The sequence below is a fragment of the Thermotoga sp. Cell2 genome, assembly GCF_000789375.1.
Classification (GTDB): Bacteria; Thermotogota; Thermotogae; order Thermotogales; family Thermotogaceae; genus Thermotoga; species Thermotoga petrophila.
Genome location: NZ_CP003409.1, coordinates 306978 through 333381 on the forward strand (window position 1 = coordinate 306978; position 26404 = coordinate 333381).

25 protein-coding genes are annotated in these 26404 nt (G+C 50.0%); 10 read left to right on the forward strand and 15 right to left on the reverse strand.

The features are described 5' to 3' along the window. Window positions 1-19: 19 nt before the first annotated feature. On the reverse strand, window positions 20-475 hold the full coding sequence (locus CELL2_RS01660; RefSeq protein ID WP_008192436.1) for a metal-dependent transcriptional regulator: 456 nt from the start codon (window positions 473-475) through the stop codon (window positions 20-22). A gap of 77 nt (window positions 476-552) precedes the next feature. Between CELL2_RS01660 and CELL2_RS09335 the strand changes: the two genes are divergently transcribed. Next, a complete protein-coding gene (locus tag CELL2_RS09335; RefSeq protein WP_235231254.1) occupies window positions 553-867 on the forward strand; it encodes a hypothetical protein in 315 nt (104 codons plus the stop codon). On the opposite strand, the gene CELL2_RS01670 is transcribed toward CELL2_RS09335, so the two are convergent. From CELL2_RS01670 to CELL2_RS01685, 5 genes are read right to left on the reverse strand one after another with little or no spacing between them, the layout of a single operon-like run. Next, entirely contained in the window at window positions 855-2198 is a 1344-nt protein-coding gene (locus tag CELL2_RS01670; RefSeq protein ID WP_029683158.1) for an NAD(P)/FAD-dependent oxidoreductase, read from the reverse strand. The two genes, CELL2_RS09335 and CELL2_RS01670, sit on opposite strands and share 13 nt — an antisense overlap. A 3-nt stretch (window positions 2199-2201) precedes the next feature. After that, window positions 2202-3629: a CehA/McbA family metallohydrolase gene (locus CELL2_RS01675; protein ID WP_241208677.1), complete on the reverse strand. Its 1428-nt coding sequence runs from the start codon at window positions 3627-3629 to the stop codon at window positions 2202-2204. Beyond that, on the reverse strand, window positions 3626-3859 hold the full coding sequence (locus CELL2_RS09460) for a hypothetical protein (RefSeq protein ID WP_241208678.1): 234 nt from the start codon (window positions 3857-3859) through the stop codon (window positions 3626-3628). Before CELL2_RS09460 ends, CELL2_RS01675 begins: the two co-directional genes overlap by 4 nt. A gap of 13 nt (window positions 3860-3872) precedes the next feature. Further along, window positions 3873-5978: a carbohydrate ABC transporter permease gene (locus CELL2_RS09340; protein WP_039446200.1), complete on the reverse strand. Its 2106-nt coding sequence runs from the start codon at window positions 5976-5978 to the stop codon at window positions 3873-3875. A 9-nt stretch (window positions 5979-5987) separates the two neighbouring features. Beyond that, entirely contained in the window at window positions 5988-7250 is a 1263-nt protein-coding gene (locus tag CELL2_RS01685) for a carbohydrate ABC transporter permease (protein ID WP_038033743.1), read from the reverse strand. Between the two features lie 94 nt (window positions 7251-7344). Here CELL2_RS01685 and CELL2_RS01690 point away from each other — a divergent pair, with 94 nt between their 5' ends. The 5 genes from CELL2_RS01690 to CELL2_RS01710 all read left to right on the forward strand — a co-directional run bounded on the left by CELL2_RS01690 (window position 7345) and on the right by CELL2_RS01710 (window position 12213). Further along, window positions 7345-8604: an ABC transporter substrate-binding protein gene (locus CELL2_RS01690; RefSeq protein ID WP_038033742.1), complete on the forward strand. Its 1260-nt coding sequence runs from the start codon at window positions 7345-7347 to the stop codon at window positions 8602-8604. A 123-nt stretch (window positions 8605-8727) separates the two neighbouring features. Further along, window positions 8728-10044: an NCS2 family permease gene (locus CELL2_RS01695; RefSeq protein WP_012310485.1), complete on the forward strand. Its 1317-nt coding sequence runs from the start codon at window positions 8728-8730 to the stop codon at window positions 10042-10044. Window positions 10045-10082: 38 nt separating this feature from the next. Continuing rightward, the gene (locus CELL2_RS01700) at window positions 10083-10823 is read left to right on the forward strand and encodes a basic amino acid ABC transporter substrate-binding protein (RefSeq protein WP_012895946.1); all 741 of its coding nucleotides are present in this window, start codon (window positions 10083-10085) and stop codon (window positions 10821-10823) included. 14 nt (window positions 10824-10837) lie between these two features. After that, entirely contained in the window at window positions 10838-11488 is a 651-nt protein-coding gene (locus CELL2_RS01705; protein WP_012310487.1) for an amino acid ABC transporter permease, read from the forward strand. Further along, window positions 11485-12213: an amino acid ABC transporter ATP-binding protein gene (locus CELL2_RS01710; protein WP_029683163.1), complete on the forward strand. Its 729-nt coding sequence runs from the start codon at window positions 11485-11487 to the stop codon at window positions 12211-12213. The genes CELL2_RS01705 and CELL2_RS01710 overlap by 4 nt, the downstream gene beginning before the upstream one ends. Here the strand turns inward: CELL2_RS01710 and CELL2_RS01715 are convergent. The 4 genes from CELL2_RS01715 to CELL2_RS01730 are packed head-to-tail and all read right to left on the reverse strand — an operon-like array spanning window position 12158 to window position 15802. Further along, window positions 12158-13831 carry a penicillin-binding transpeptidase domain-containing protein gene (locus CELL2_RS01715; protein WP_038033741.1) on the reverse strand — a complete coding sequence of 558 codons (1674 nt, stop codon included), beginning with the start codon at window positions 13829-13831 and terminating at the stop codon, window positions 12158-12160. The genes CELL2_RS01710 and CELL2_RS01715 overlap by 56 nt on opposite strands. Continuing rightward, entirely contained in the window at window positions 13828-14172 is a 345-nt protein-coding gene (locus tag CELL2_RS09345; protein ID WP_038033740.1) for a hypothetical protein, read from the reverse strand. The genes CELL2_RS01715 and CELL2_RS09345 overlap by 4 nt, the downstream gene beginning before the upstream one ends. After that, a complete protein-coding gene (locus CELL2_RS09350; protein WP_038033896.1) occupies window positions 14169-14792 on the reverse strand; it encodes a hypothetical protein in 624 nt (207 codons plus the stop codon). Before CELL2_RS09350 ends, CELL2_RS09345 begins: the two co-directional genes overlap by 4 nt. Further along, the gene (locus CELL2_RS01730; protein WP_038033738.1) at window positions 14792-15802 is read right to left on the reverse strand and encodes a rod shape-determining protein; all 1011 of its coding nucleotides are present in this window, start codon (window positions 15800-15802) and stop codon (window positions 14792-14794) included. The genes CELL2_RS09350 and CELL2_RS01730 overlap by 1 nt, the downstream gene beginning before the upstream one ends. A gap of 81 nt (window positions 15803-15883) precedes the next feature. On the opposite strand from CELL2_RS01730, the gene CELL2_RS01735 reads away from it, so the two are divergent. Genes CELL2_RS01735 through CELL2_RS01750 form a run of 4 tightly spaced genes read left to right on the forward strand, consistent with a single transcriptional unit; the run spans window position 15884 to window position 20139 of the window. Next, window positions 15884-17521 carry a putative manganese-dependent inorganic diphosphatase gene (locus CELL2_RS01735; protein ID WP_011942995.1) on the forward strand — a complete coding sequence of 546 codons (1638 nt, stop codon included), beginning with the start codon at window positions 15884-15886 and terminating at the stop codon, window positions 17519-17521. Then, window positions 17518-18423, forward strand: coding sequence for a DMT family transporter (locus CELL2_RS01740; protein ID WP_011942996.1), 906 nt, complete (start codon window positions 17518-17520; stop codon window positions 18421-18423). The genes CELL2_RS01735 and CELL2_RS01740 overlap by 4 nt, the downstream gene beginning before the upstream one ends. After that, complete coding sequence (locus tag CELL2_RS01745) at window positions 18353-19435, forward strand: Gfo/Idh/MocA family protein (protein ID WP_011942997.1); 1083 nt, start codon at window positions 18353-18355, stop codon at window positions 19433-19435. The genes CELL2_RS01740 and CELL2_RS01745 overlap by 71 nt, the downstream gene beginning before the upstream one ends. Then, entirely contained in the window at window positions 19432-20139 is a 708-nt protein-coding gene (locus tag CELL2_RS01750; RefSeq protein ID WP_011942998.1) for a rhomboid family intramembrane serine protease, read from the forward strand. The genes CELL2_RS01745 and CELL2_RS01750 overlap by 4 nt, the downstream gene beginning before the upstream one ends. On the opposite strand, the gene CELL2_RS01755 is transcribed toward CELL2_RS01750, so the two are convergent. Genes CELL2_RS01755 through tilS form a run of 5 tightly spaced genes read right to left on the reverse strand, consistent with a single transcriptional unit; the run spans window position 20126 to window position 26329 of the window. Beyond that, window positions 20126-21430, reverse strand: a complete 1305-nt coding sequence (locus CELL2_RS01755; protein WP_038033736.1) for a nucleotide sugar dehydrogenase — start codon at window positions 21428-21430, stop codon at window positions 20126-20128. The genes CELL2_RS01750 and CELL2_RS01755 overlap by 14 nt on opposite strands. Then, entirely contained in the window at window positions 21424-22884 is a 1461-nt protein-coding gene (locus CELL2_RS01760; RefSeq protein WP_038033735.1) for a radical SAM protein, read from the reverse strand. The genes CELL2_RS01755 and CELL2_RS01760 overlap by 7 nt, the downstream gene beginning before the upstream one ends. Next, window positions 22844-23269, reverse strand: coding sequence for a thioesterase family protein (locus CELL2_RS01765; RefSeq protein WP_038033733.1), 426 nt, complete (start codon window positions 23267-23269; stop codon window positions 22844-22846). Before CELL2_RS01765 ends, CELL2_RS01760 begins: the two co-directional genes overlap by 41 nt. After that, window positions 23266-25098, reverse strand: a complete 1833-nt coding sequence (gene ftsH, locus CELL2_RS01770; protein WP_038033732.1) for an ATP-dependent zinc metalloprotease FtsH — start codon at window positions 25096-25098, stop codon at window positions 23266-23268. Before ftsH ends, CELL2_RS01765 begins: the two co-directional genes overlap by 4 nt. Then, on the reverse strand, window positions 25085-26329 hold the full coding sequence (gene tilS, locus CELL2_RS01775; protein ID WP_038033727.1) for a tRNA lysidine(34) synthetase TilS: 1245 nt from the start codon (window positions 26327-26329) through the stop codon (window positions 25085-25087). The genes ftsH and tilS overlap by 14 nt, the downstream gene beginning before the upstream one ends. Between the last annotated feature and the right edge of the window lie 75 nt (window positions 26330-26404).

Sequence of the window (26404 nt, forward strand, 5' to 3'; positions counted from 1 at the left end):
CACTTTCACGATTATACCATCACCTTCTGAGTCTGCAAAGAGTTGGAAACTCTCCTGTTTCCAGATATTCTTTGAAGCCCTTTATGCATATCGGCGTTATGTGTGGACAGTGGGTGAGGAAGTTCATGAAATCAACGACCCTATCGGCGATACTCTCCTCGAGGTTGAAGAAGATCTCCCAGGCACCTTTCTCTGCCTCTTCTTCATCGAGGAAGAGGATCTTCTTCAGAAATTCTTTCAGGTTGTTGAAGCGCTCAAGCTCTTTTTGAGCGAGTTCCATTCCCTTTTTTGTCAGAGAGATAGGACCTCTTCTCACGTAATTTACGAGCTTTTTGTTCGCGAGGTCTTCCAGAATCTGCTTCGCGGAGGGCATTTTCACTTTCAAAAAGTCCGATACTCTCTTCAGTCTCGTGCTTCCCTCTTCCGTTGTCAAAAGAACGGCGAGTAGATACCTTTTTTCCGTTGGTGATAACATATTTCTACCTCCCTTTAAGGTTATTCTAACACAGGTTTTAAAGTGGTAGAATATTCTCGAGTGCAGATGAGGGAGGGATGGACTTGAGATTCTTTGGAATGGTTCTGATACTTCTCGGTGTACTCATTCCTCTTTCCGTTTTCAATGTGTTCGATGTTTCGTTTGGAAAGTTTCTTGGAATCGTCTTTGCCACTCTCTTCGGATACGCGGGAATCAGCGCTCTCGTGAAAAAGGGTTTCCCGAACGGTCTTGTTTCCTGTGCCATAGCCACCGTTCTGTTTCTTCACATCTTCAACGTGCACAGGTTCACCTTCTGGGAAGGTTTCGTCGTTTTCTTCTCTGTTCTTCTCATCGAGTGGGGATTCTTTGCGATTCTGTCTCACAGGGATTGAATCTTCATTCCAACAGCTCTCATGTATCCCATCGAGGTGGCGTACTGGATCGATCTGGTCCACCCGGAGCAGTCTCCCACCACGTGGAGACCTTCCACGATGTCGTTCAGGAACTTGTTCGTGTAGAACTTCACCTCGACGGCGTAGAGCAGGTTGTCGAAGTAGGAAGCCCCCGGTATGACCTTCTCCAGGTTCTCCACGAAATCCACGAGGGATTCTCTGATCTTCGACGGAAAGACGAGATTCGCGTCTCCCAGAATGTAACTCTCAGAATCCAGAGTGGGGTGGACCCTTCCGAGCCTCTTCGTCCTTCTGAATTCCTTGAAGTCACCGTACGTCTGCAGAATCACTTTCTCTTTGTCACCGGCTAAGATGTTTGCGAGCTTTGCGAGGTTGACACCGTATCCCGTGGGATCCTTGAACGGCTCTGTGAAGCGCGTGGTGACGAGAATGGCGAAGTTCGTGTTCTCCGTCTTATGCAGGCTGTCAGAATAGCCGTTCACCGTGGTGAAGTCTTCGTACTTTTCCAGTGTCACCTTCCCTGCCGGATTCTGGCAGAAGATCCTGCAGATGTAACCCGTTTTGGTCCTGTAGCGAACCTTCACCTCGTACATATCGGAGAATGGATCCATCACGTGGTTCGGGAGTTCGTACCTGACACCGATGTCGACGAACTGGTTCGGCTTGACAAGCTGTGGATATTTCTCTTTGAGACGCTCCATGAGTCTGTGTCCGCTTCTTCCAACGGCGATCACGAGCTCGTCGAACTCGAACTCTCCCCTGCTTGTGTGCACCCTGTGGGGAGGGCCGAACTCCACATCCTCCACAGCGGTTCCAAAGAAAAACTCTATGTTCTCAAAGGAGGAGAAGTACTCGTATATGTTCTTGTTAGTCTCTTTCAGGATATCCGTTCCCAGATGGAAGAAATAGGACTTCACCGGTTCGAAACCGTGGTGATAGAAGCGCTTGTAGATCTCTTCGTTCGAGAAGGACTCTCCGAACTCTATCTTCCTGCCATCCCTTTCGAAGGACTTCAGGTAGTTCACGATGCCTTCTCTTTTATCGACGGTGGGAGTGTAGCCGGAAAACTTCAGGTAGAACTCCACCGTCTTCGCCTGGATCTCAAGGGGAATGTAGATCTCTCCTCCCATGCCGTGGGAGATGAAGATCTTCCCATCCATCCTCACACCGGAGATGGTGTTGTGGGAGTAGTCTCTTCCCCTCTCCAGAACGGTGATTCTGTAGTCTTTCACCTTACCGCTTTCTATGAGACCGTTGATGAACCCGATGGCGCTCGCTCCAAAGCCGACTATTCCAAGTCTCTTCAACATTCATCACTCCTCGAGCAGTTTCTTTCTCAATTCCTCGAGCGTGACGACCTCCCCTTTTATCTTCTCCAGATAGATCTTCCTGTACTCCTCATCACCACCCGGGACGATGTATATTTTACCCTTGAAGTTCTCAATAGCCTCGAGCTCTTTGTCTGAAAGCTTCTTTGCAAAGCTCAATCCGCCTTCTTTGGGAGTTGAGATGATGAGGATGTCCACACCTTCCAGGTCCTTCAGCATCACTTTCGGGTACTTCACGTTGTAGCCTCTCTTTTCCAGTTCTTCTACGAGCGATTTGAGTTCTTCCAGATGATCGTTCTCGTGGAGCGTGTCGATCATGACCACACCCTTCAGTTTCTCTTTCACAGAGAAACCGCTCGACTGGACGAGTTTTCCATCCACCACGAAAGAAACACGATGGTAGCCTTTCTCCAACGGTTCTGTGGGAACGACGAACCTTTTCACCTGGTACGGTGAGAACTTCATTTCCACTTCTCTCAGCGGGTTTTCATCGAGAAGGACAGAAAGCTTCACATTCTGGTCCTCACCGGTCACGTTGTAGATCTCGAAGTAGACCTTCGCCGATTCACCGTCGTGTATCTCTTCTGGAGAGACTCTCACACTGTTCACATAGACAGGAGAAGGTGTCTGGAACCAGATCGGTGAGGTGACTATCTCATCACCGTCGAACTGTTTCATATAGACGAAGTACCACTCGTATCCATCTGGAGGCGTGACCGAAAGGGTCAGATTCAGTTTCTCAGTGTTAGGTCTGAGCTCCAGAACGGTCCCGCTCTGAGAGATAACGGCAAGATAGAGGAGTTTTTCCGTGTCTTCGTACTCGAGGCTGATCGTCTGTGGAGAGAGATCTTCCACAGAAACGATATCCCCCATCAGATGGGAGCCGCTCTTCAAGAGCGCTTTGACGTTCTTGTCTTCGCTTCCGAAGGTGTGCCTCTTCCAGAGGGCATCCATGATGTCGTCGTAGGTCAGAGCGTCTGCTACGATACCGGTTCTTCCTTCGTTCGCGCTCCCCCAGTTAGGCTTGTGGTTGTCCTGTCCCACGGTAGCACCGAGGTGCCATCCTTTGTTCAGAGCGAGGATGTAGTTTCCGAACATCTCTTCGTTTATCACGTCTCCGGAGGACCAGTTCCCGTTTCCCACCTCGATCAGATTCACATACTGGTCCGCTTCAGGAAAATAGCGGAACGAATCGAAGGTGCCAAAGGTGCTTATGGGGTGGTTGAACTGGGCGAGTTTTTTGTGTTCAACGAGCCACCTGTAGAAACCTTCTAGAGAACTTTCCTGGTTTCTGTCGATCCACTCGAGAGACTCGTACACGTTTATGTGCCCCACTCCCGCGGTCCATTCGAAACCCTGAAGTGCGACGAATTCACCGTCTTTTGTGTGCCTCTCCGCGGCGAGCTTTGTCAAATGGCGAGCTTTGTCAAATAGGGTTTTGTCTTTCCGTTGATCTTCTGGGCGAAGTAGTAAGCGTGGTCCGTCACCGCGAGAACGTCGAGGTATTTTTTCGCGTATTCGTAGGCCTGGTCCGGTGTTCCGGAACCGTCGGAGTAAGACGTGTGCGAGTGAAGGTTTCCGTAGAAGATCTCTCCAAAGACCGCACAGGAAAGAATCAGAAGCAGAAGAACGAGCTTTTTCATATCATCGCCTCCTTCATTTCAATCCGGTCCTCGCGATTCCCTGAATGAAGTACTTCTGGGTGAAGATGAAGAGTATCACCACGGGGAGTATCGAGAACGTAGCGGCCGCCATGAGCAGGTTGTACTGAGTTCCCACGTCTGAACTGAACGCCTGGAGTCCCACGGGCAGTGTTCTGTACTTTTCGCTGTTCGTGACGATGAGGACCCACAGGAACGCGTTCCGGCTTCCAACGAATTTGAGAAGTGCGGAGGTGATGACGGCAGGTTTGCTGAGAGGCACCACCATCTGCCAGAGAAATCTCCAGTGAGAACACCCGTCTATCTTCGCCGCGTCGAAGAGTTCTCTCGGTATGGTCAAAAAGTGCTGTCTCAGAAGGAATATTGCAAAGACACTGACGATCCAGGGAATTATGAGGGCGTAGTAAGTGTCGATCCAGCCGAGTTTCGAGATCGTGATGAAGTTGGGAACGAGGAGCACCTCACCCGGGATCATCATGGTCGCAAGGAAGAGTCCGAAGATGAAATCTCTTCCGGGAAAGACCATCCAGGAGAAGGCGTACGCGGCCAGGGAGGCGGTGACCACCTCGAGCAGTGTCGTTGTTGTCGCAACTAAGAACGTGTTGAAGTAGTACCTTGGGAACGGAGCGGCGTTCCAGGCATCAACGTAGTTCTGAAAGATGTTGGCCAGCACCTCGGAAAACGAGAACTTGAGTTTCACAGAGTCGATGGGCTCGTCGCTCAGAAAGACAGAAGGAACACCCTCCAGAAGGATCTCTATCACTTCTCCTCCCTTCACACGGACTTCTTTCACGAAGTCCGGGGCGTCCACGATTTTCCACGAACTCATCGTATCTTCGTAGGCTTTTCTGAGAATTGAAACGTTTCTGAGATACCCGGCTACCTCGTTGAGAAACTCTTCGCCCAGATCGAGCTGGGAGAGTTTCGACTTCAACACTTTGTAGGTGCTGCTTTCAGCGAGTTTGACGTCCATTTCAGCGACCATTTGCGAGAAATTTTCTGTTTTAATTCCGTTTTCCTGAGCGAGGGAGATCAGAGAAGAAACAACCGGCTTCACCGAAGCGATGGTAAGAAGATCCACGTGGTGTTTCTCCGAGAGTTCTTTCTCTTTCAAAGAGACGTAGTCCTCAACGGGGCTTTCCGATTCCTCCAGGAGCCTTTCCACGAGCTCTCTGTCGGGGAAGTTTCCGATCTTTTTCAAAAAGAGAGCTTTTCTCTCATCTTTTTTCATCGAGCGGGCGACGATGTCTTTTTCCACAGCGAGGTTCTGAACACTCTGGAAGAAGCCGCTGACCTCAAGGTAGTAGGAGACGTTTCTTTTCACCTCTTCGAAGGGAGAGACCACGTTCTTTCTGTAGACAGGAACGAGCGGGTTGTCTCCAGAGTATTCGAGCTGTAAATCATCGAGAAGTTCATAGAGTTTCTTTATCTCTTCGTCGGAGAGAATGAGAGTGGTACCCGCCTTCATGACGAGCACCTTCTCTTGGAAAGAAGAGAGTTCTCCACTCAAGGCCTCGAGAAAAGAAAGAAATTTTTCCTTTTCTTCCTCATCTTTTATTCTGATGTCCACAAAGCGCTTCATTTGAGAGATAGTTCTCAGAGCTCCTTCAGTTGAACTCAGAATTTCGTTCACCAGTTTTGCCCTCTGAAAGTACGGATCCGCACCGCTTTTGTAGTATATGAAGAACTGTTCGAAGAATTCTTCTGGTGTTTTCCAGGAAAATTCCACCGGAGATTTAGAGGAGAGTTCTTTGACTCTTTCAACATCTACCCCCGTTGCGTATCTTGCCCCTTTGAGGGGGATCGTCATCGTTCCTCTGTAGAACGGGTCGTCGTTCACCGTGATGGTGAGCAGATTTTCCTCGGCTGTTTTCAGAGCGTACGCTTCTCTCAGGCTGACTCCTTTTGCGACCCTCTGGACACCCGGTTTCAGGATCACTTTTACATCGCGCGAGAAAGCGAAATTCTTCGTGTAGAAGCTCGGGGGCCACTGCTGAACCTCCGAAGGTGCTTTGAAGGAGGTGAGCAGCATCCAGATGAAAGGCCCCAGCATGACAACGGCACCGAATATGAGAAGGATGTATATGACCAGCTTCTTCACGCTATCACCTCACGAGACATATTCGACCGCTCTTCTCCCAACTCTGTACTGGATGAAGGTGAATATCAGAATGATCGCAAAGAGGATGTAGGCCGCCGCCGAGGCAATTCCCATTCTCTGCTGTCTGTAGAACAGGTCGAACACGTAGTACACGAGCGTCATACCGCTGTTGTTGTACGGTCCCGGAAGTCCATCGTAGAGAACGTAGACTTCCGCAAAGACTTTGAAGGCTCCTATTAGGGAAACTATGAGCAGAAAGAAGGTCGTCGGCGACAAAAGCGGCCAGGTGATGTAGAAGAACTTCTGCAAGGAATTTGCACCATCCACCTCCGCCGCTTCGTAGTAAGACCTGTCTATGTTCTGGAGCCCCGCAAGGAAGATCACTGCATCGTACCCGACGGTCTTCCAGACGGAGACGATGGCTATCGTGGGAATGGTCCATCTTTCGTCTTTCAGCCAGGAGATGGGTTCTATGTTGAACAGAGAGAGGATGTAGTTCAAAAGACCGAATTCGTCGTTGAAGATCCACTTCCAGACGAGGGATATGGCCACAACTGATGTGACGAAGGGTATGAAGTAGGCGGTCCTGAAGAACACCCTGAACTTCACGTTGCTGTTCAGAAGAAGAGCGATCATGAGAGAAAGGAAGATCTGAGAAGGAACGCTCAGTATCACGTAGTACAGCGTGTTGGTGAGCGCCTTCAGGAAGAGATTCTTGTCCTTCGCGTCGAGCAAAAAGTTCACAAGTCCCGGAAGAGACGAGTTCAGCTCCACGAAAACGAAGACCGCAAGAAACAGAATGAACCAGAACCAGGTGTTCTTGAACTCCACCCGCTTGAAGTCGTACACCAGCCAGCTCCAGGAGATAGCCGCAATCAGGAAGGAGAGGATAGGATTTTCCACGTTGAAGAGGTTCAAAACGATGTAAACCAGTACTATAACTGCGTTGGAGATGATACCTGAGAGGGTTCTTTTCCTGATCAGGTGAACGATCAGCATCACGATCGCGCCGGCAACCGCAAGGTGAAAGAAGGTGTTCAAAACGGTGAAAACGAAAGAGTACTTCGGCGGGTAGTCGAACTTGAAGATCTCGATGTAGTTGTCAAGACCCGTGAAGTAGGGATTCTTCATGTTCCTGAAGTCCCACTTGAAGAAGCTCAGAACGAAAGAGAATCCAACTGGCCAGAAGACGAACATCCCAAGGATCACAAGTGACGGAAGAAGAAAGAGGTACGCAAGAACTGCTTCTCTCAGCTTCTTCGAAGGCTTCATACTCAGACCTCTCTTTCCTTGAGTTTCTTCACATTCAAATTATAACCTATGCGGTATAATTCAAGGGGAAAACATCGAGAAAGGAGGGATTCTTGTGAAGAAATTTCTCGTTGTTCTCATGGTGGTTCTCAGTGTTTTTGCCCTCGCGAAGGTGAAGGTCACGTTCTGGCACGCCATGGGCGGGGGACACGGTGAAACTCTCCAGGAGATAGTGAACACCTTCAACGAACTCCATCCCGACATCGAAGTGGAAGCGGTCTACGTTGGAAACTACGGTGCCCTTTCCCAGAAACTCCTTGCGGCCGCACAGGCAGGAGAACTTCCCACCATCGCCCAGGCGTACTCCAACTGGACGGCAAAACTCATACAGAGCGGAGTTGTGCAGCCTCTGAACGAGTTCGTGAACGATCCAAAGATAGGCCTCACGAAAGAAGAATGGGAAGACATCTTCGAACCTTTGAGGAAGAACTGTATGTGGGGTGACACCATATACGCTGTTCCTTTCAACAAGAGTCTCTATGTACTCTACTACAACGCGGATGCTTTTGCGATGTACGGTGTGGACGTTCCCAAGACGATCGATGAGCTCTACGAGGCAGCACGTATCATGACGGAAGATTTCGACGGAGACGGAAAGATCGACCAGTACGGATTTGGCTTCAGAACCACCGTTGACTTCTTCCAGATTCTTCTCACTCTGCGCGGTGGATCCATTCTGAAACAAGTCGATAGGAAGTGGGTGTCCAACATCGACAGTCAGGAAACAAGAGAAGTTCTTGCTTTCGTGAAGAAGATGGTCGACGATGGTATCGCCTACTACCAGGGAGGATACCTCAACGATATCTTTGGTCAGCAGAAGATCATGATGTACATCGACACGATAGCGGGAAGGCCCTACGTGGAAAGCTCCACGAAGGGGAAGTTCACCTGGAGCTGGGCTCCAGTTCCCACCTGGGTGACGAACAAGGTGCCGTTCGCCGGAACAGACATCATCATGTTCAACACGGCAAGCGATGAGGAAAAACGTGCCGCCTGGGAGTTCATGAAGTACCTCATCTCTCCTGAGGTGACTGCTTACTGGGCGATCAACACGGGTTACATTCCTGTGAGAAGAAGCGCCCTCGAAACGTCGATCTGGAAGGAAGCGGCTAAATCCGATCCTCTGATCGAAATACCTCTGAAGCAGATAGACAACGCCGTGTTCGATCCACAGATTGGTGTCTGGTACGAGATCAGAACGGTCGTTGGAAACATGTTCTCCGATTTCATAAACGGAAAAGTCGATATGGAAACGGCGATAAAGACGGCGGATCAGAAGATAAAAGAGTATCTGAAGGAAGAGTACGGCGAATGAGCGGGAGGGTGTTCCTCCCGCTTTTCCTTTGTTTAAAACTCCTTTAAAGAAAACATGAGAGAATCAAAACAAAGTACGGGATCCAGAGATCCCCTTAAATTTTTATATTTGGAGGTGAGCTGTGTGTTCCGTCTCAAAGAGAACGGGACGAACGTGAAAACGGAGATCTTCGCGGGTATCGCCACTTTCCTCACCATGGCCTACATCGTTTTTGTGAATCCTTCCATCCTCGTTCAGGCGGTTGGTGTGGACGCGAGCAGCCCCCTGTACCAGCAGTTTTTCGGAGCATTCATGGTCGCAACGATACTGGGATCCGCCACAGCCACTCTCGTCATGGCCTTCTTCGCGAACTATCCTTTCGCGCTCGCACCCGGTATGGGACTGAACGCGTACTTCACCTACACCGTGTGTCTCGGCATGGGGATAGACTGGAGAGTGGCCCTCGCTGCCGTGTTCGTTGAAGGTCTGATCTTCATAGGCTTGACACTCGTTGGGTTCAGAAAGTTCGTCGCCGGGATCATACCCGAGTCCATAAAAGTGGCCATCTCCGCGGGTATCGGTTTCTTCATCGCGTTCATAGGGTTGAGAAGCGCGGGAATCGTTGTATCCAATCCTGCCACTTCCGTTGCCCTCGGTGATCTCACGAATCCCGGTGTATTCGTGACGGTCGTGGGGCTCCTGGTGATCGTGGCGCTCTACCACAGGAAGATCCCGGGAGCGGTGATGATAGGGATTCTCGTGGCCACACTCGTAGGTGCCATCCCCGGCATAGGAGTCACGAAGTACCAGGGAATCGTCGGTCCTGTTCCAGATATATCTCCGACGTTCATGAAGCTCGACTTTTCTGGATTTTTGAGCCTTGACTTCTGGATCGTTGTTCTCACTTTCTTCTTCGTCGACTTCTTCGACACACTCGGTACCATCACAGGACTCGCTCAGAGCGCCGGTTTCATGAAAAACGGAGAGCTTCCAAGGGCGAACAGGGCGTTCCTCGCGGACGCGATAGGAACTTCCGTGGGTGCACTCTTTGGAACTTCGACGGTGACCACGTACATCGAGAGCGGTGCGGGTATCGCGGAAGGAGGAAGAACTGGCCTCACGGCCCTCGTCGTTGCACTCTGTATGCTCGCCATGCTCTTCTTCGCTCCCCTCGCCCAGACAGTCCCGGGATACGCGACCGCTCCCGCTCTGATCTTCGTTGGAGCGCTCATGATCGGAAACCTTGGAAGAGTGAAATGGGACGACATCACAGAAGCGCTCCCCGCGTTCATCACCGTTATAACTATGCCACTCACGTACTCCATAGCCAATGGAATAGCGCTCGGCATCATCTCCTATGCACTGGTAAAGCTCTTCTCCGGGAAATCGAAAGAAGTACACTGGTTCACGTGGATTCTCGCTCTCGCCTTCGCTTTGTGGCTGCTCTTCATAAAGCATTGATATGCAGCATTGTGTTATAATAAATCGGAGGTGGTAATATGAAAAAATTACTCGTGGTTTTGGTTCTTCTGGTTTCGATCGTGATCTTCTCTGGAGTCATCGACGAGATCAAAAGCAGAGGGTACCTGCTCGTTGGACTCTCTGCGGATTTTCCTCCGTTCGAGTTCGTTGATGAGAGCGGAAACATCGTGGGTTTCGATGTCGATCTCGCAAAGGAAATCGCGAGAAGACTCGGTGTTGAACTGAAGATCGTCGATATGACCTTCGACGGACTCATTCCGAGCTTGCTCACAAAGAAGATCGATGTGATCATCTCCGGCATGACGATCACAGAGGAGAGAAAGAAGGTCGTGGCCTTCTCCGATCCGTACTTCGACGCAGGACAGGTCATCGTGGTGAGGAAGGACAGCGACTTCCGACCGAAGACCTACGAAGATCTCGTGGGGAAAACCGTGGCCGTTCAGATCGGTACCACCGGAGACATAGAGGTTTCAAAGTACGAAGGTATCAAGGTCGTCAGGTTCGATAAATTCACGGACGCGTTTCTCGAACTGAAGAGAGGCCGAGCAGACGCGGTGGTGCTGGACTCCGCCACGGCAAGGGCCTTTGTGGCGAAGAATCCGGATCTTGTTATCTCGAGTGGAGTGCTCTCCAGCGAGCAGTACGGTATCGCCGTGAGGAAAGAGGACACGGATCTTCTGGAATTCATCAACAGCGTTTTGAGAGAGCTCAAAAAGAGTCCGTACGACGTGCTCATAGAAAAATGGTTCTCAGAGTGATGGAGGAGTGAAAGATGCCGGAATGGTTGAGCGTGATTGTGGATAATCTACCGCTCCTTCTGAAGGGTGCCCTGAGCACCCTTCAGCTTACTTCTCTGGCCGTTCTCATAGGGCTCGCCATAGGGATCTTCGTCGGCATGGGAAGGCTCTCGAAGTACCGGATCATAAGGTACCCGTCCTCTGTCTACGTGGAGTTTCTCAGGGGAACACCCCTGATGGTCCAGCTGTTTCTCGTGTACTTTGGACTTCCCGAACTGGGGCTCGAATTCGACAGGTTCACAGCCGCCGTTATTGCTCTCGGAATAAACAGCGGTGCGTACGTCGCCGAGATCGTGAGGGCGGGGATACAATCCGTTCCAAAGGGACAGTACGAAGCGGCGAGATCTCTCGGCATGTCACACGCACAGGCGATGATCTACGTGATTCTTCCCCAGGCCTTCCGGCACATACTTCCAGCCCTTGGAAACGAATTCATTGCCCTCGCAAAGGACAGTTCCCTTGCTATGGTGATAGGAACCGTCGAACTCATGAGAAGCGCTCAGTACATTGTGAGCAGAACATTCATGAGTTTTCCCATATACGGCGGTGTGGCGCTGATCTACTTCGCCATCACCTTCTCCGTTTCCAGACTGGTGAAGTTCGTGGAAGGCAGGTTGAAAGTATGACCGTTTTAAAAGTCGAAGGTCTTCACAAGTATTTCGGAAAACTCTACGTGCTCAAGGGAATAGATCTCGAGGTGAAAAAGGGTGAAGTGATTTCTATCATCGGTCCAAGCGGAAGTGGAAAGAGCACCCTTCTTCGCTGTATAAACCTGCTCGAGGAGTATCAGCGGGGGAAGATCTACTTCAAAGGTGAGCTCATCACCCACAGAAACATAAACAGGATAAGGAGTTCCATAGGTATGGTCTTTCAGCAGTTCAACCTGTTTCCGCACCTTTCCGTTCTGAACAACCTCATACTCGCTCCGATGAAGGTGAAGAACATGCAAAAAGATGAAGCTGTAGAAAAAGCGAAAAAGCTCCTGGAAAGGGTTGGACTCATCGAAAAGATAAACGAAAAGCCCGGAAACCTCTCCGGTGGACAGCAGCAGAGGGTGGCCATAGCGAGGGCTCTCATGATGGATCCGGAGCTCATGCTCTTCGACGAACCCACTTCCGCTCTCGATCCGGAGCTAGTGAAAGAGGTACTCGACGTCATAAAAGACCTGGCTCAATCGGGTATGACCATGCTGATCGTGACACACGAGATGAGGTTCGCCCGTGACGTCTCCGACAGGGTGGTTTTCATGGACGAAGGAAGAATCGTCGAGATGGGACCCCCCGAGAAGATCTTCTCTAATCCCGAAAACGAGAGGACGCGGGAGTTTCTTGGGCACTTTCTTTCAGTTTGAAGTATTCTTCCAGGACCTTTCTTGCTATCTGGGATGCTGCACCGGAACCGTATCCTCCGTGTTCCACCATCACCACAATCGCAACTTCTGGATTTTCCGCGGGAGCAAAGCCTATGAACCACGAGTGAGGAACACCGTTCCCAGCTTCTGCAGTACCTGTTTTCCCGGCCACTCTGTACGGAAAGTCTCTGAACACGTGGTACGCCGTTCCGGGGTCTTCCTTCTCGTTCCCTTTGAAGGACGTCACATCGACCATGGCATCCTTGATAAAGTTCCATATCTTCTCATCGATCTGAACTTGCGTTTCGATCTCCGGTTTCACCACCTTTGAGCCGATTCTTTTCACCACGTGTGGTCTGTAGAAGATTCCTTCGTTCGCCACAAGTGAAACGAGTTTCAGAAGCTCTATGGGAGTGGCTGTAAGGTACCCTTGTCCGATGGACATCAGGATGGTGTCACCGGGATACCAGGGTTCTCCTATTCTGGACATCTTCCACTCGGGTGATGGAAGTGTACCGCTCTTCTCGCCTGGAAGGTCTATTCCTGTCTTTTCGAAGATGCCAAGCTTTTTCGCAATTTCCACCATTTTGTCCACACCGAGCTTCAGCCCAAGCTGATAGAAGTAGACGTTGCAGGAAACCCTGATCGCCTTTCTGAGATCGGTGAGGCCGTGACCCTCTTCTTTCCAGTCCCTGTACCTCGCCACCACTTCACCTTTGCTGTTTCTGTATTCGAACACTCCACGGCAGTTGATCTTCTCTTCCGGATCGACACCGTTCAGCAAAGCGGCTACGGCCCAGAGTATCTTTATGGAAGACCCTGGACTGTACGCGGACGATATCGCTCTGTTGATCAAAGGAGAAGGTGAATTTCTGGCGAGCCTTTCCCACTCTCTTTTCGTGAAGCCTTCGTAAAAATCCTGGGGATCGTATTCTGGGAACGATGCGAGGGCGAGAATTTCACCTGTTCTGACATCGGAGAGGATCACAGAGCCTGGATTTCCGATTTCTTCGAGAGATTCCTCGGCAACTTTCTGTATCCTGGTATCGATCGTGAGTGTTACATCTTCGCCGGGCTTTGGAGGGCTTCTAAGAACCTCGGAAGATATCGCGCCGGACGGCTCCACAAAGACCATCTTCACACCGTCTGTACCCGTCAGGAATTCGTCGTACACACTCTCCACACCGTACACTCCCGCCCTGTCTGCGTTCACGTAACCAACCACGTGTGGTGCGAGCGGCTCGTACTTTCTCCTGTAATCCATGACGACCCGCATTCCAGCCTTCGAAATCACATCCGCTCTCGCTTTGTCGATGACTATGGATTCACCTTTGACAAGTGAAAGAATCTCCTCGGGAGTGAAGAGGCCTGTTTTTTTCAGCTCATCTATGCTGTTCAGCCACGGATCGAGGACGTACACCACTTCATCTTTTGCGAGCACTTTTCCATCACTTGAGATGATCTTTCCCCGTGGAGCGGGTATTTTCACGAGCCTTGTTTGAAGAAGGTCTATGTACTTTTTGTGTTTCTCGTGTTCGAGGATCTGCACCTGGAAAGCTTTCATGATGATCAAGACAAACGATAGGGCCATCAGGATCAGAATCAACCTGTTCTTCACCGCTTCGATCCTCCCAGAATGAACACGATGCCAGCGGTGGTAGAAAGCAGAACCGGCAGCACCTGAATCTCACCAGCAAGACAGCCGACAGCCACGAGAACAACAGCGGGCATCACCGTCGAAGAGAAATGCTCCCTCAAGGCGTCAAGGATCAAAAATACGATCAAAACGAAGATATACCAGTATCCTGGAATTGCGAAGAGTCTGATCAAAATCACAATAAACAAAAGAGGAATGGTTCTCCTGCAGAAGGCAAGGCCCAGAAAGGCGGGAAAGAAACTCAAAACGTCTTGGAAGACGTAGTCCCAGAAGATGCTGAGAAAGGCAAGAACATAGATCATTCTACCACCCCGATGACGATCACCCTGTCCGGAACGTCCCGTGTCACGTTCAGCAGAAAGTACTCCTCATCACGTCCCACCACGGTTCCTATGAACAGGTACTCTTTGAAGGCCACGTTCCATTTTTCGCTTTCGAAGTACACCTTCCAGCCCGTCACGTCTATGTCTTCAATGATAGAGAGTCTGGGAACGTGCCCTCCTTTGACGACCCCCACAACAGACTCGTAGTCGTTCTCCACCTTCACCTTCTCCACGAAATCTTCAGAAAACACTCTCATAACCTTTGAAATAGGACCTTTTTCCACAACTATCCCAAGGAACCTCTTCTCCAGCGGATCGAGAACGATGGCACCTTCTTCCGCTTCTCCCAGAATGTAGAAAAAACCTTCTCCCTTCCCGGTCACAAAGAAAAGGTTTCCCACGCTCTTGGTTCCCAGATAAACATCACCTGGATAGATCCTGTTTTGAAACCTCAAAATCACTTCCTGAACCGTGGCTCTCAGCTTCAGGAAGGGGAAAGTTATTCTGTAAAAAAGGGGCTGTAATTTTTCAGACACGTTGAAAGTCTCGTTCAGAAAGAAAACGGTGAGGAAGAGAAGAAAAAGAATCAGTCTTTTCATCACCCGGCACCCTGAAGCTTCTTCAGAATGTTCACCTTGTCCAGAACCATTCCCGCTCCTTTAGCCACAGCGGTGAGCGGCTCTTCAGCCCTGATGACGCTGATTCCCGTTTCTTTCTGAAGCAGAGTGTCGAGCCCCCTCAGAAGAGATCCACCGCCGGTGAGAAAGATTCCGCGCTCTATGATGTCAGAAACAAGCTCGGGAGGCGTTTTTTCCAGAGTGGTTCTCACGCTCTCCACTATGGCCACCACCACGCTCCTGAGGGCTTCCCGCACTTCTCCTCCTTTCAGAGTGAGCTTTCTGGGCAAGCCGGTGGAAAGGTCTATCCCGGAAACCGTCGTTTCGAGCTCATCGTTTTCTTTGGATGGGAAGACGTTTCCTATCTCTATCTTCACCCGTTCGGCCGTTCTTTCACCGATCGCCACCCGGTAGGTCTCCCTCACGTACTGAACTATGGCTTCATCCATCTCGTCTCCCGCGATACGTATCGATTCCCACGTGACGATGCTTCCAAGGGAGATGACGGCGACCTCCGTTGTTCCTCCACCGATGTCCACCACCATGTTCCCGGAAGGCTCTTCGACGTTGAGATTTGAACCTATAGCAGCCGCCATGGGCTCTTCTATGAGAAAGACCTTACTGGCACCCGCCTCGAGACCTGCGTCGAGAATGGCTCTCCTTTCCACATCCGTTATTCCTATGGGAACTCCTATAACCACACGAGGTTTGAACAGATTCATTCCGCCCTTGGCTTTGTTTATGAAATACCTGAGCATCACAAGGGCCACGGTGTAGTCCGCTATGACACCATCCCTCATGGGCCTTATGGCCTTGATCGTGGCGGGGGTTTTTCCTATCATGTTTTTCGCTTCGAGACCGACCTTCAGTATCTCACCTGTGGTCGAATCTATCGCTATCACCGATGGTTCATTCACCACGATGCCTTTCCCTCTGAGAAAGACGAGGGTGTTTGCCGTACCGAGATCTATTCCTATGTCTTTTCTCAACACCGTATTCCTCCTCCCATGGTCACGTTCTCGATAAGGATTATATCATCTGATAGAATCTTTTTAGTAGCGGAGGTGAAAGCATTGGAAAGAGTGTACGTGATAGGCCACAAGAATCCGGACACCGACAGCGTTTGCTCTGCGATAGGGTACGCGCACTTCAAAAACAATGTGGAAAAGGGAAAAACATTCATTCCAGCTCGAAGTGGTGAACTCACGAACGAGTCTCTCTTCGTACTCAAATATTTTGGAGTAAAGCCTCCCGTTCTCATTGAAACGCTCGAACCTACCGTTGAAGATCTCGAGCTGAAAAACCCCATTTTTGTCTCTCCGAACACTCCGGTTTACGACGTGGCCATGCTCATGGAAAGCAAAGGAATAAAAAACGTTCCGGTGGTTTCAAAGGAGAAAATGATAGGAGTGGTCACTGAAAGCAACATTGCTCGAGTCTACGTGAGGAGATTGAAGATAGAACCATTGGTTATACACCCGGTTCCGTTCGATCAGCTAGTAAGGATACTGAAAGCAGAGGTCGTGTGTGACCACATGAAAGAAAAAATCGTGGCTGGAAAGGTTCACATAGCGGTGGATGCCCTTCATGTGCTCCTGGGAAAGATAGAGATAGGTGACGTGGTGATCGTGGGAGACAACGAACCGGCCCAGATCGCTCTTCTGGAAAAAGGAGCAAAACTCATGATAGTCGTGAACAACGCCCCAGTATCAAACAGGGTGCTTGAAATAGCAAAAGAAAAGAACGCCGCCGTTTTGAGAGTGAAGTTCGACGCGTTCGGCGCCGCAAAGCTCATAAACCTTTCACTCCCCGTGACCCTCGTGATGAGCAAGAAATTCCCCACGGTGACGAAGAAGGACACACTCGAAGAAGTAAAAGAGATCGTCTTCAACTCGAAGATAAGAGCAGCGTTCGTAGAAGACGAGAAAGGGCGGCTTTGTGGTGTTATAACTAGGACGGACCTGCTCAAAGATGTGAGGAAAAAAGTGATCCTCGTGGATCACAACGAGATCACCCAGGCACCGGAAGGAGTCGAGAAAGCGGAAATCCTCGAGATCATAGACCATCACAGGCTCGGTGGACTGAGCACTCTGAATCCCGTTTTCTTCTACAACGAACCCGTCGGAAGCACCTCAACAATAGTTGCAGAGTTCTTCTTGAAAAACGGTGTGAAGATGGAAAGGGAGATAGCCGGAATTCTGCTCTCGGGCATCGTTTCCGATACACTCTTCTTCAAACTCTCCACGACGACAGAGAAAGACAGGAAGATGGCGAATCTCCTGGCTGATGTTGCCAAACTCGATCTGGAAAAATTTGCGAAGAAACTGTTGAAAGAAGGGATGAAGATACCGGAAGACGTCGATCCCGCTGAACTGCTGAAGCGCGACGTGAAAGTCTACGAGATGGAAGAAGAATCCTTCGCCGTTTCTCAGATAATGACGTCGGACTTTTCAACACTTTTGAAAGAAAAGGAACGTTTCACGAACGCACTGAAGACCCTCAAGGGAGAATTCGGTGTCAAACATTTCTTTGTGCTCTTCACGAATCCTGTGGAAGAAGCGAGTCTTCTGATGATGGATGGAGATCAAAAGTTAGTGGAAAAAGCCTTCAACGCGGAAAAGAAGGACGGTCTCTTTCTGTTGAAGGGGGTTATGTCCAGAAAGAAGGACTTCGTTCCCAAGATCGGTGAGGTGCTGAGAAGGGAGAGATGACTTTGGAAAGGTTCTTCGCGTGGCTCGTTGTGGTGTTCTGGGGGATCTCTTTTCTTGCCACCAAAGTGGTAGTTCAGGTTCTGGATCCGTTCTTTGCGGGTTTTCTGAGGTTCATCTTCGCTTTCTTTTTTCTTTTCCTCATATCCGGTGGAAGACCAAAGCTTTTCAATAAAAATATCGTGATGGCTGGCTTTTGGGGAGTGTTCAGCTATTTTGCGTTTGAGAATTCCGCCCTCATGTTCACAGAGCCCACCAACGCAGCGATCATAGTGTCTTCAGCTCCTGTATTCTTTCTCCTTTTCTCGCATCTCGTTCAGAAAAAGAAAACCACTTCGAAGATGTACCTGGGTGTGATCCTGTCCTTTCTCGGGGTGGCCCTCGTCGTTTTGAACGGCAGGTTCGTTCTGAAACTGAATCCCCTCGGAGACCTTCTCGCCTTCGGCGCGGCTCTGTCGTGGGTCTTTTACACTCACCACATAGAAAGTCTCGGGAGTCTCTCCTTCAGAGAAAACGCGGGGATCATGTTCTGGGGCGTTGTGTTCTTCCTTCCTTTCTCAGCCGGAAAGTTCTGGCAGATAAGCGAGATGAACTCAATCGTTGTGATTTCTCTTCTTTATCTGGGACTCGTCTGCTCGGGTCTTGCTTACTTTCTCTGGAACAAAGCCATAGAGAGACTGGGAAGCAGAACGACAACGAACATGATATACTACATACCAGTTGTAACGGCCGTGGCGGAACACCTGCTGAAACTGAAACTTCCCTCCGCTCTTCTTGTGGGAGGAGTTGTGCTTGTGGTGATTGGTCTTTTGATCTTCGAAAGGGAGGTTCATTATGAAACTGAGGATAGCACTCGTGGGATGCGGAAGGATCGGACAGAAGAAACACGTTCCAGCGCTGATTGAAACACGTGATTTGTTCGAAACGGTGGCGGTGTGTGATCTCGTGGAAGAAAGGGCAAATCGCGCCGCCGAACAGTTCGAAAAGTCGGGCTTGAGAAGACCCGAGACAATGACGAACTACAGAGAGCTCCTCAAAAGAGAAGACGTAGACGTGATCTCCATAGCCACCGAGAGCGGAAAACACTACCAGATCACCATGGAGGCGCTCGAAGCTGGAAAACACGTCCTCGTGGAAAAACCCATGGCACTTTCGACGAAGCACATGAACGAGATGGTAGAACTCTCGAAACGAAAGAATCTAAAACTCGGTGTTTTCTTCCAGAACAGATTCAATCCACCCGTTCAGGAAGTGAGGAAAAAACTCGATTCGGGGGCGTTTGGAAAGATCTTCTACGCGTCTGTCGCCGTGAGGTGGAACAGAAACGAGGATTACTACAAACAGGCGAGCTGGAGAGGTACCTGGGAGATGGACGGCGGGGTCCTGATGAACCAGTCCACGCACGCCATAGATCTTCTTCAGTGGTTCCTCGGAGGAGAGATAGAGGAGATCTACGGGCACATAGCGAACACGAATCACCCGTACATAGAGGCGGAAGACGAAGGTTTCGCCATCGTGAAGTTCAAAGGTGGAAAGACGGGCCTGATAGAAGCAACGAGCAACGTGTTTCCGAGAAACCTAGAAGAGACACTCGCTATCTTCGGTGAGAAAGGAACGGTGGTCATCGGCGGACTCGCCGTCAACAGGATCCTCACCTGGAGATTCGAAGGGGAAGAGGGTCATCCGTTCATGAATCTACCGGATCCGGACACGGTGTACGGAGACAGTCACAAGTACGTGTACAGAGATTTCTACGAGGCCGTGACGAACGACAGGAAGCCTTACATCTCTGGAGAAGACGGCAAAAAAGCGGTGGAGATAGTTCTTGGAATATACAGGTCTTTCCTGGAAGGAAGACCGGTGAAGTACCCCTTCGACTTCTCCACAGAAGAGATGAAAGGAGTAAAACTTCGATGAGAAAACGGGCTGTCTATTTCATTCTGCTCTTCAACGCGTTCATATTCGTGATGATGACCTTTTCTGGTGTTTTCTCGACCAGGGATCCTGTTCTTCAGATGCTGCTTTTGTTGAGATACGGAGCGCAGTACGGTCCCAGAGTCGACGCGGGAGACTGGTTCAGGTTGATCACCGCTCTGTTCGTCCACGGAGGAATACTCCACATACTGTTCAATTCATACGCGCTTTACTACTTTGGCCTGATCGTGGAGGATATATACGGAACGGAGAAGTTCCTGGTCGGTTATTTCTTCACCGGAATCGTGGGTAATCTGGCAACGCACGTGTTCTACCACGACACAATCTCCGTCGGGGCTAGTGGTGCCATCTTTGGCCTCATCGGAATACTCTTCGCGGCGGGTTTTCGAAAGGACACACCCTTCTTCATGAAACCTGTGACCGGCATGTCGCTTCTTCCCATCATTCTGATCAACGTTGTGTACGGATTTCTCCCGGGCACGAACATCAACAACGCGGCTCATCTTGGAGGTTTCCTGTCTGGAATGCTTCTTGGATACACGATGAGACCCTTCTCGTGGAAAAGGAGGACCCTCTGGAGGGTCCTCGCGATAGTCGTCGTTTCGCTCGTCGTTCTCTCTTACGTTTTCCTGATTAGACAGATCCCGGAGATCGACGAAGCGATCAGAAGGTTCAAAGCAGGATGATCTTGTCTCTGTTTTCTTTCACGTCTTTTGTGATGTTTTTGGTGTCGAAGACCACGGGCGCGTTCTTCACAACGAAGTCGTAATCAACTCCGTTCTTGTGGGCGGTCGTGATCACCACGATGTCCACGCCTTTCAGGTACTCTTCAGTGAGTTCGACCCGTCGGTGAATCCTGTCTCCTCTCTTCACTTCCGGAACGTAAGGATCGAAGAATTCAACTACCGCTTTCTTCTTTTCGAGGTGGTCCCAGACCTTCAGCGCAGGCGACTCCCTCGTGTCGTCTATATCACCCTTGTACGCGACTCCAAGAAGAAGCACTTTCGAGCCGTTCAAAGGTTTCTTTCTCTCGTTCAGGATGTCCTGAACTCTCATCACCACGTACTCGGGCATGAAGTCGTTTATTTCACCGGCCATCTCCACGAGGTCGAGCCTCACGTCGTACTCCTTCGCTTTGTAAGCGAGGTAGAAGGGATCTATCGGGATGCAGTGCCCTCCCGCACCAGGTCCGGGATAGAAGGGCATGAATCCAAAGGGCTTTGTTGCAGCAGCGTCTATCACTTCCCAGATGTTGATTCCCATTCTTCGCGCGACGATGGCCACTTCGTTTATGAGGGAGATGTTGACCAGTCTGAAGGTGTTCTCGAGCACCTTCGCCATCTCCGCCGCCCTCGGTGAAGAGACGGTGTGAACGGGTGCCTCGAGCACGTTTTCATAGAGGATCTTCGCAAGCTCCGTGCATTTTTCCGTCACACCACCGACTACCTTCGGTGTGTTCTTCGTCTTGTAAATTCTGTTTCCGGGATCCACCCTTTCAGGACTGAAGGCGAGATAGAAATCCTTCCCGACTTTCAGCCCGGTGGATTCCAGGATGGGCAGGACGACCTCCTCGGTGGTTCCCGGGTAGGTGGTGCTCTCCAGCACAACAAGCATTTCTCTGTGGAGGTACTTTGCAATCTCCTTTGCAGTATTTATGACGTAGGTGAGGTCGGGTTCCTTGTACTTCCCGAGCGGTGTTGGAACGCATATCGTGACGACGTCGCAGTTCTTCATCTCAGAAAAATCTGTGGTGGCCCTGATCATACCTTTTTCCACGAGATCTTTGAGGTCCTCGTCGACCACGTCTCCTATGTAGTTTTCCCCGCGGTTCACCATGTCGACCCTCTTCTTTTGGATATCGAACCCTAACACTTTGTATCCCGCTTTTGCCTTTTCAACGGCGAGCGGGAGTCCCACGTACCCGAGGCCGATCACTCCGAGAAGGGCCGTTTTGCTCAGAAGTTTTTCTTTCAACACAGTCTTTTCCTCCCCTCTTCGTAAATCAACTTACCAAGTAATTTTTTATCCGATTTTTCGAAGAATTTCAGCCAGCTTTCTACCTCTTCTTTACCGGCGTGTGCGATCGTGTACTGAACTACAGATTCTCTGATGCTTTCGAAATCCACTCTGAAGCCCTTGAGTAAGTTCTTCAGAATTTTCTCTTTTTTTCTCAGAACATCAACCGGTTCCATTTTTCTTCTTTCGAACTCCGTTCCCGGCTTTGGTATGAGCGGGTTGAAACTCATGTGGACCTCCCTGTATCCGAGCCGAACCGCGAGATCTCCGAGTTTCTTGAAGGCTTCAGGATCTTCCTCCGTTTCTTCTTCGAGTCCGTAGATGAAGTACATCTTCACCCTGTCGAAATCCAGCCTCCTTGCCAGTTTCAAGGCGTTTTCTATCTGTTCATCGGTGATGTCCTTTTTAAGGATGTCCCTGATTCGCTGCGATCCCGCCTCTGGGGCGATCGTAAAGGATCTCTGACCGGAGTCTTTGAGGGTCCTGAGCAACCTTTCCGAGAGTCGATCCAGTCTCAGGGAAGAAACCGAGATCTTCAATTGATATTTCTCCACTGTATCGAGAAGATCCTCGAGCCAGGGGTAATCGGTTATGGTGGCGCTTATAAGGCCATATTCTCTGTATGGAGTGTTTCTCACCAGCTCTTCGAACCTTTCAGGTTTCACGAACCTTGCCGGCTTCAGATTCTTTCCAAATATGCAGAAAGCACAGCGCCTTATACATCCCCTTCCCACCTCGACCAGAAGTTTTCCGGGAAAGACACCCAGCGATGGAACAACGCTGGAGTGAGGCAAAAAATCGTTCAGATCGACTCCTGCTGCTATTTCGGTGTGTTCTTTCAGAGAGGGAACCTCCACAGCGGGAATCCTGGAAAGAGAACTCAAAATTTCCTGCTTCGTCTCTCCCGTGAGGGCTTCCGTGAACAGATCCAGGTACTTTTCCAGCTCACCGTAGTAGACGGCATCCGCCACCGGAATGAGGAATTCTTCGTTCAAATAGGTGACCGCCCCACCAGCTATTATGATGGGGTGATAATCTTCTCTTTCTTTCCAGGAAAGAGGAACGTCTTTTTTCTTCAGAATATCGAGAAGGTTTGAAAAGTCGTTCTCAAAGCTCACGGAGAAAAGCCATATGGAGAACTCATCTATCGGTGTCTGCGTTTCAAGGGAGTAGAACTTCTTGAAGGTCTCGTCGTAGAAGAATCTCTCACACCTGATCCTCGGATGGGAGTTGAGGAGCTTCTGGACGTAGTGAAAGGCGAGTCCAGAGGCCGCCACTTCGTAGCCGGAAGGAACAACAAGGGCGACTCGAACGTCGCCCTTTGTCTCCGTTTCTTCGATCTGTTTTTCACTCTCTTTGAATTTCAACACCTTCTCATATTCCAAAAAGTCTTGAGGTCTTCTCGGCCTTCTCAAGGGCTAACCTCCGGAGCTTTTCCCTGGGAACTATCGCTCTGACGAATTCAGCCTCCAGTATCTTTTCGTCACCGCTCATCACGATTCCTCTGAACTTCACCCTGTTTCCCACAACTCCAACCACCCTGACACCAACAGCAACTCTCGTTCCCGTTGAGACGGCCTTTACGTGTCTTACCAGGCTCTCCACCACAACAGCCGTGTAATCGTTGGGAAGGTACCTGCTCAACAGCTCGTACGACACTCTGTGAACTACCCCTATCAGGGCTGAAGTCGCGACGAGATGGAGATCAAGCATCTCGATGTCTTCGTTCCACACCATAGTTTCATCGAGAGCCACGTCTTCCGTAAGCCTTTTCCCCTCAAGGAAATCAAAATCCATCATTCCACCACCTTTTCAAACTCCTCGGACAGTATCCGCCTCAGCTCGTCTCCCTCTATCGTTTCTTTCTCCAGCAGTATTTCCACGATGTTGTCCAGTTGCTTCCTGTATTTCCTTATTATCTCCTTCGCCCTCTCGTAGCAGTTCGTCACTATCTTTTTCACTTCTTCGTCGATTTTGCTCGCTACCTCTTCACTGTAGTTTCTGAGCCGTGTGATCTCTTTTCCAAGAAAGACTTCCTGCTCTTCCTTCCCCCAGGCGAGGGGTCCGAGCTCTTCGCTCATTCCCAGCTGACACACCATATTCCTCGCAATTTCCGTGGCCCTTTCTATATCGTTTGCTGCTCCGCTCGTCACATCGCCAAAGACCACCTCTTCTGCTGCTCTACCTCCGAGTAGAGCTGTGAGTTTGTCGAGAAGTTCGTTCCTTGAAACAAGGTACTTATCCTCCTCAGGAAGATGAAGCGTGTATCCGAGGGCTTTGTATCCCCTGGGGATTATGGAAATTCTGTGAACGGGTTCCCCGTTTGGAACCACGGTGGATACCACGGCGTGTCCCGCCTCGTGGTACGCTATGATGCGCTTTTCCTTCGGGCTGATCAGCTTCGACTTTCTTGCGGGTCCGGCTATCACCCTGTCTATGGCTTCCTCGAAGTCCTTCATCGTGATTTTGTCTCTACCTTCCCTCGCCGCAAGAAGCGCCGCCTCGTTTACGAGGTTTTCCAGATCCGCCCCGACGAATCCCGGCGTTCTCTTCGCTATGATCTCCAGATTCACGTCTTCCGCGAGCGGTTTGTTTCTCGTGTGAATCTCGAGTATCTTCTTTCTTCCGAGCATGTCAGGTGGATCGACCACGATTTTCTTGTCGAACCTTCCGGGCCTCAAAAGTGCAGGGTCCAGGATATCGGGCCTGTTTGTGGCCGCCATGACTATGATGCCCTCTTTCGAATCGAATCCATCCATCTCCACGAGAAGCTGGTTCAGGGTCTGCTCTCTTTCATCGTGTCCTCCTCCAAGTCCCGCTCCCCTGTGTCTTCCAACGGCATCGATCTCATCGATGAAGACGATACATGGAGCGTGAGCCTTCGCCTGTGCAAACAGATCTCTCACCCTCGCGGCACCGACTCCGACAAAGAGCTCCACGAAGTCAGAACCGCTGATGTGGAAGAACGGCACGTTCGCTTCGCCCGCAACTGCCCTCGCAAGGAGCGTTTTACCGGTACCCGGAGGCCCTACAAGGAGGATCCCCTTGGGCATCCTTGCGCCGATCCTGTTGAATTTAGAGGGATCTTTCAGAAATTCAACTACCTCTCTGAGTTCTTCTATAGCCTCATCAGCGCCTCCAACGTCCTTGAAGGTGACCCTCTTGTTCCCAGAGGGTTTGTACATTGTTGCCCTGCTCTTTGTGAACGTGAACGCCTGATTGTTCCTTCCAGAGAGGCTCCTCATGATGAAGAGCCACACGACAATGAAGAGTATCGTCGGTATGAGAGTGCCGAGGACGTTTATCCAGAAGGAGCTGCTTCCGCTTCTCTCTCCCGAGACTTTTATTCCCTTTGAAACCAGTTTTTCTATGAGCTGCGAATCGTTCACGGCCCACGGAGCGTCCACTTCGTAAACTCTACCGTCTTTGGTGTAAACTCTCAGTACTCCGTCGTCCCTGATCACAACTTCTGAGACCACGCTTCTTTCGTCCTCGACCATCTGAACAAAACTCGTGTAGCTCAGCTTGGACACAGGTGAGTTTTCGACGTAGAAAAATCTGGCGAGCCAGAAAAGTGTGACTATTATGAGTATCGTGAACAGTAGATTCCAGATGTTAGACCTGTTCAAAATATGTACCTCCTTTCACATAACCGACAGGGTATTCCAGAAGTTCCACAACCACATCTTCTGGCAAAAAGTCTGATCGGGCGATCCCCGGAACCCAGAGAACCCGATCTTCTTCATCGACGAGGAGAGGAACCCTGTCTCTGTAAAAAGTTGGGACTTTTTTCTCGATGAAAACATCCTTCAGCTTTCTCTCCCTGCCGTTGACTATTATTCTATCACCTTCTTTTCTGTTTCTGACCCAAAATTTCATATCGTTTCTGTTATTCACCACTCTTATTTTAAACCCTTCCATCTCCAACATGTCACCTTTCACTTCAACACGGTATTTTTTCTTGAAAACTGTCTTCCCCACAGCTACATAACCGAAAGATCGTTCCACGAAAATTCCGCTCCAGAGCTCTACTCTCTTCGACTTCAAGGTTCCGATCAGTTTTTCATACTCTGGTACCCTTCCGTACATCTCTTTCAACACCCATCTTGTGACTTCGAGGAAAAGAAAAAGATCTTCCGGCTCAACGAACACGGCGTAGTCTTTGTAGAAATAGACATTCCTCTCAACAAAGTCCTGCACAGTTCTTTCAACGAAATTTCTCAGCAAATGGGTGACAGAAACCAGTCTATAGACGGCATCCTCCACAGTTGGGTTCAATTCTTTCATGAGAGGGACTATTCTGTGTCTGATGAAATTTCTCGTGTATTTGACGTTGTAGTTGGTCTCGTCAACAACGTAAGGAACATTGTTCTTTCTGGCGTACTTTTCTATTTCACTCCTTTTGAAGACAAGAAAAGGTCTGATGAACTCTTCTCTTTTAGGAGAGATGCAGGCAAGACCAAGGGGGCCTGTTCCTCTTATCAGCCTGTGAACGACCGTTTCCAGAAGGTCGTTTTTGTGATGTGCGAGGGCGATTTTCGAGGCTCCGACTTTCTTTGCCGTTCTTTTCAGAAAATCGTATCTCACCTCTCTTGCGATCTCTTCCAATGTCTTTCCCGAATCTTTCCAGAGAGAAGGAACATCCACCTCTGACGTTTCTACAGGTATGTTCCACTGGCGACAGATCCTTTCCACGAACTCCCTGTCTCTTCTGGAAGACTCTCTTATCCTGTGATCGAGGTGAGCCGCTGTGATCTTGATCTTCAAAAGGGGGGAGAATTTTCTCAGAACGTACAGGAGGGTCATCGAATCTATTCCGCCGGAGACTGCAACAAGCACATGTTCTCCTTCTTCAAGCAACCTTTCTTCCTTCAAAAAGCTCAGAAATCTTTCTTCAAATTCGTCGGAAATGCTTCACACCCCTCCATTAAAAAG

Excerpts from the sequence above, each read along its gene's own strand:
- CELL2_RS01740 (WP_011942996.1), top strand. The coding sequence starts at position 17,518 with ATGACTTTGGAAAGGTTCTTCGCGTGGCTCGTTGTGGTGTTCTGGGGG.
- CELL2_RS01710 (WP_029683163.1), top strand. The coding sequence starts at position 11,485 with ATGACCGTTTTAAAAGTCGAAGGTCTTCACAAGTATTTCGGAAAACTC.
- CELL2_RS01700 (WP_012895946.1), top strand. The coding sequence starts at position 10,083 with ATGAAAAAATTACTCGTGGTTTTGGTTCTTCTGGTTTCGATCGTGATC.
- CELL2_RS01685 (WP_038033743.1), bottom strand. The coding sequence starts at position 7,250 with ATGAAGCCTTCGAAGAAGCTGAGAGAAGCAGTTCTTGCGTACCTCTTT.
- CELL2_RS09345 (WP_038033740.1), bottom strand. The coding sequence starts at position 14,172 with ATGATCTATGTTCTTGCCTTTCTCAGCATCTTCTGGGACTACGTCTTC.
- CELL2_RS09350 (WP_038033896.1), bottom strand. The coding sequence starts at position 14,792 with ATGAAAAGACTGATTCTTTTTCTTCTCTTCCTCACCGTTTTCTTTCTG.
- CELL2_RS01750 (WP_011942998.1), top strand. The coding sequence starts at position 19,432 with ATGAGAAAACGGGCTGTCTATTTCATTCTGCTCTTCAACGCGTTCATA.
- CELL2_RS01660 (WP_008192436.1), bottom strand. The coding sequence starts at position 475 with ATGTTATCACCAACGGAAAAAAGGTATCTACTCGCCGTTCTTTTGACA.
- CELL2_RS09335 (WP_235231254.1), top strand. The coding sequence starts at position 553 with ATGGACTTGAGATTCTTTGGAATGGTTCTGATACTTCTCGGTGTACTC.
- CELL2_RS01765 (WP_038033733.1), bottom strand. The coding sequence starts at position 23,269 with ATGATGGATTTTGATTTCCTTGAGGGGAAAAGGCTTACGGAAGACGTG.
- CELL2_RS01745 (WP_011942997.1), top strand. The coding sequence starts at position 18,353 with ATGAAACTGAGGATAGCACTCGTGGGATGCGGAAGGATCGGACAGAAG.
- CELL2_RS09460 (WP_241208678.1), bottom strand. The coding sequence starts at position 3,859 with ATGAAAAAGCTCGTTCTTCTGCTTCTGATTCTTTCCTGTGCGGTCTTT.
- CELL2_RS01705 (WP_012310487.1), top strand. The coding sequence starts at position 10,838 with ATGCCGGAATGGTTGAGCGTGATTGTGGATAATCTACCGCTCCTTCTG.
- CELL2_RS01670 (WP_029683158.1), bottom strand. The coding sequence starts at position 2,198 with ATGTTGAAGAGACTTGGAATAGTCGGCTTTGGAGCGAGCGCCATCGGG.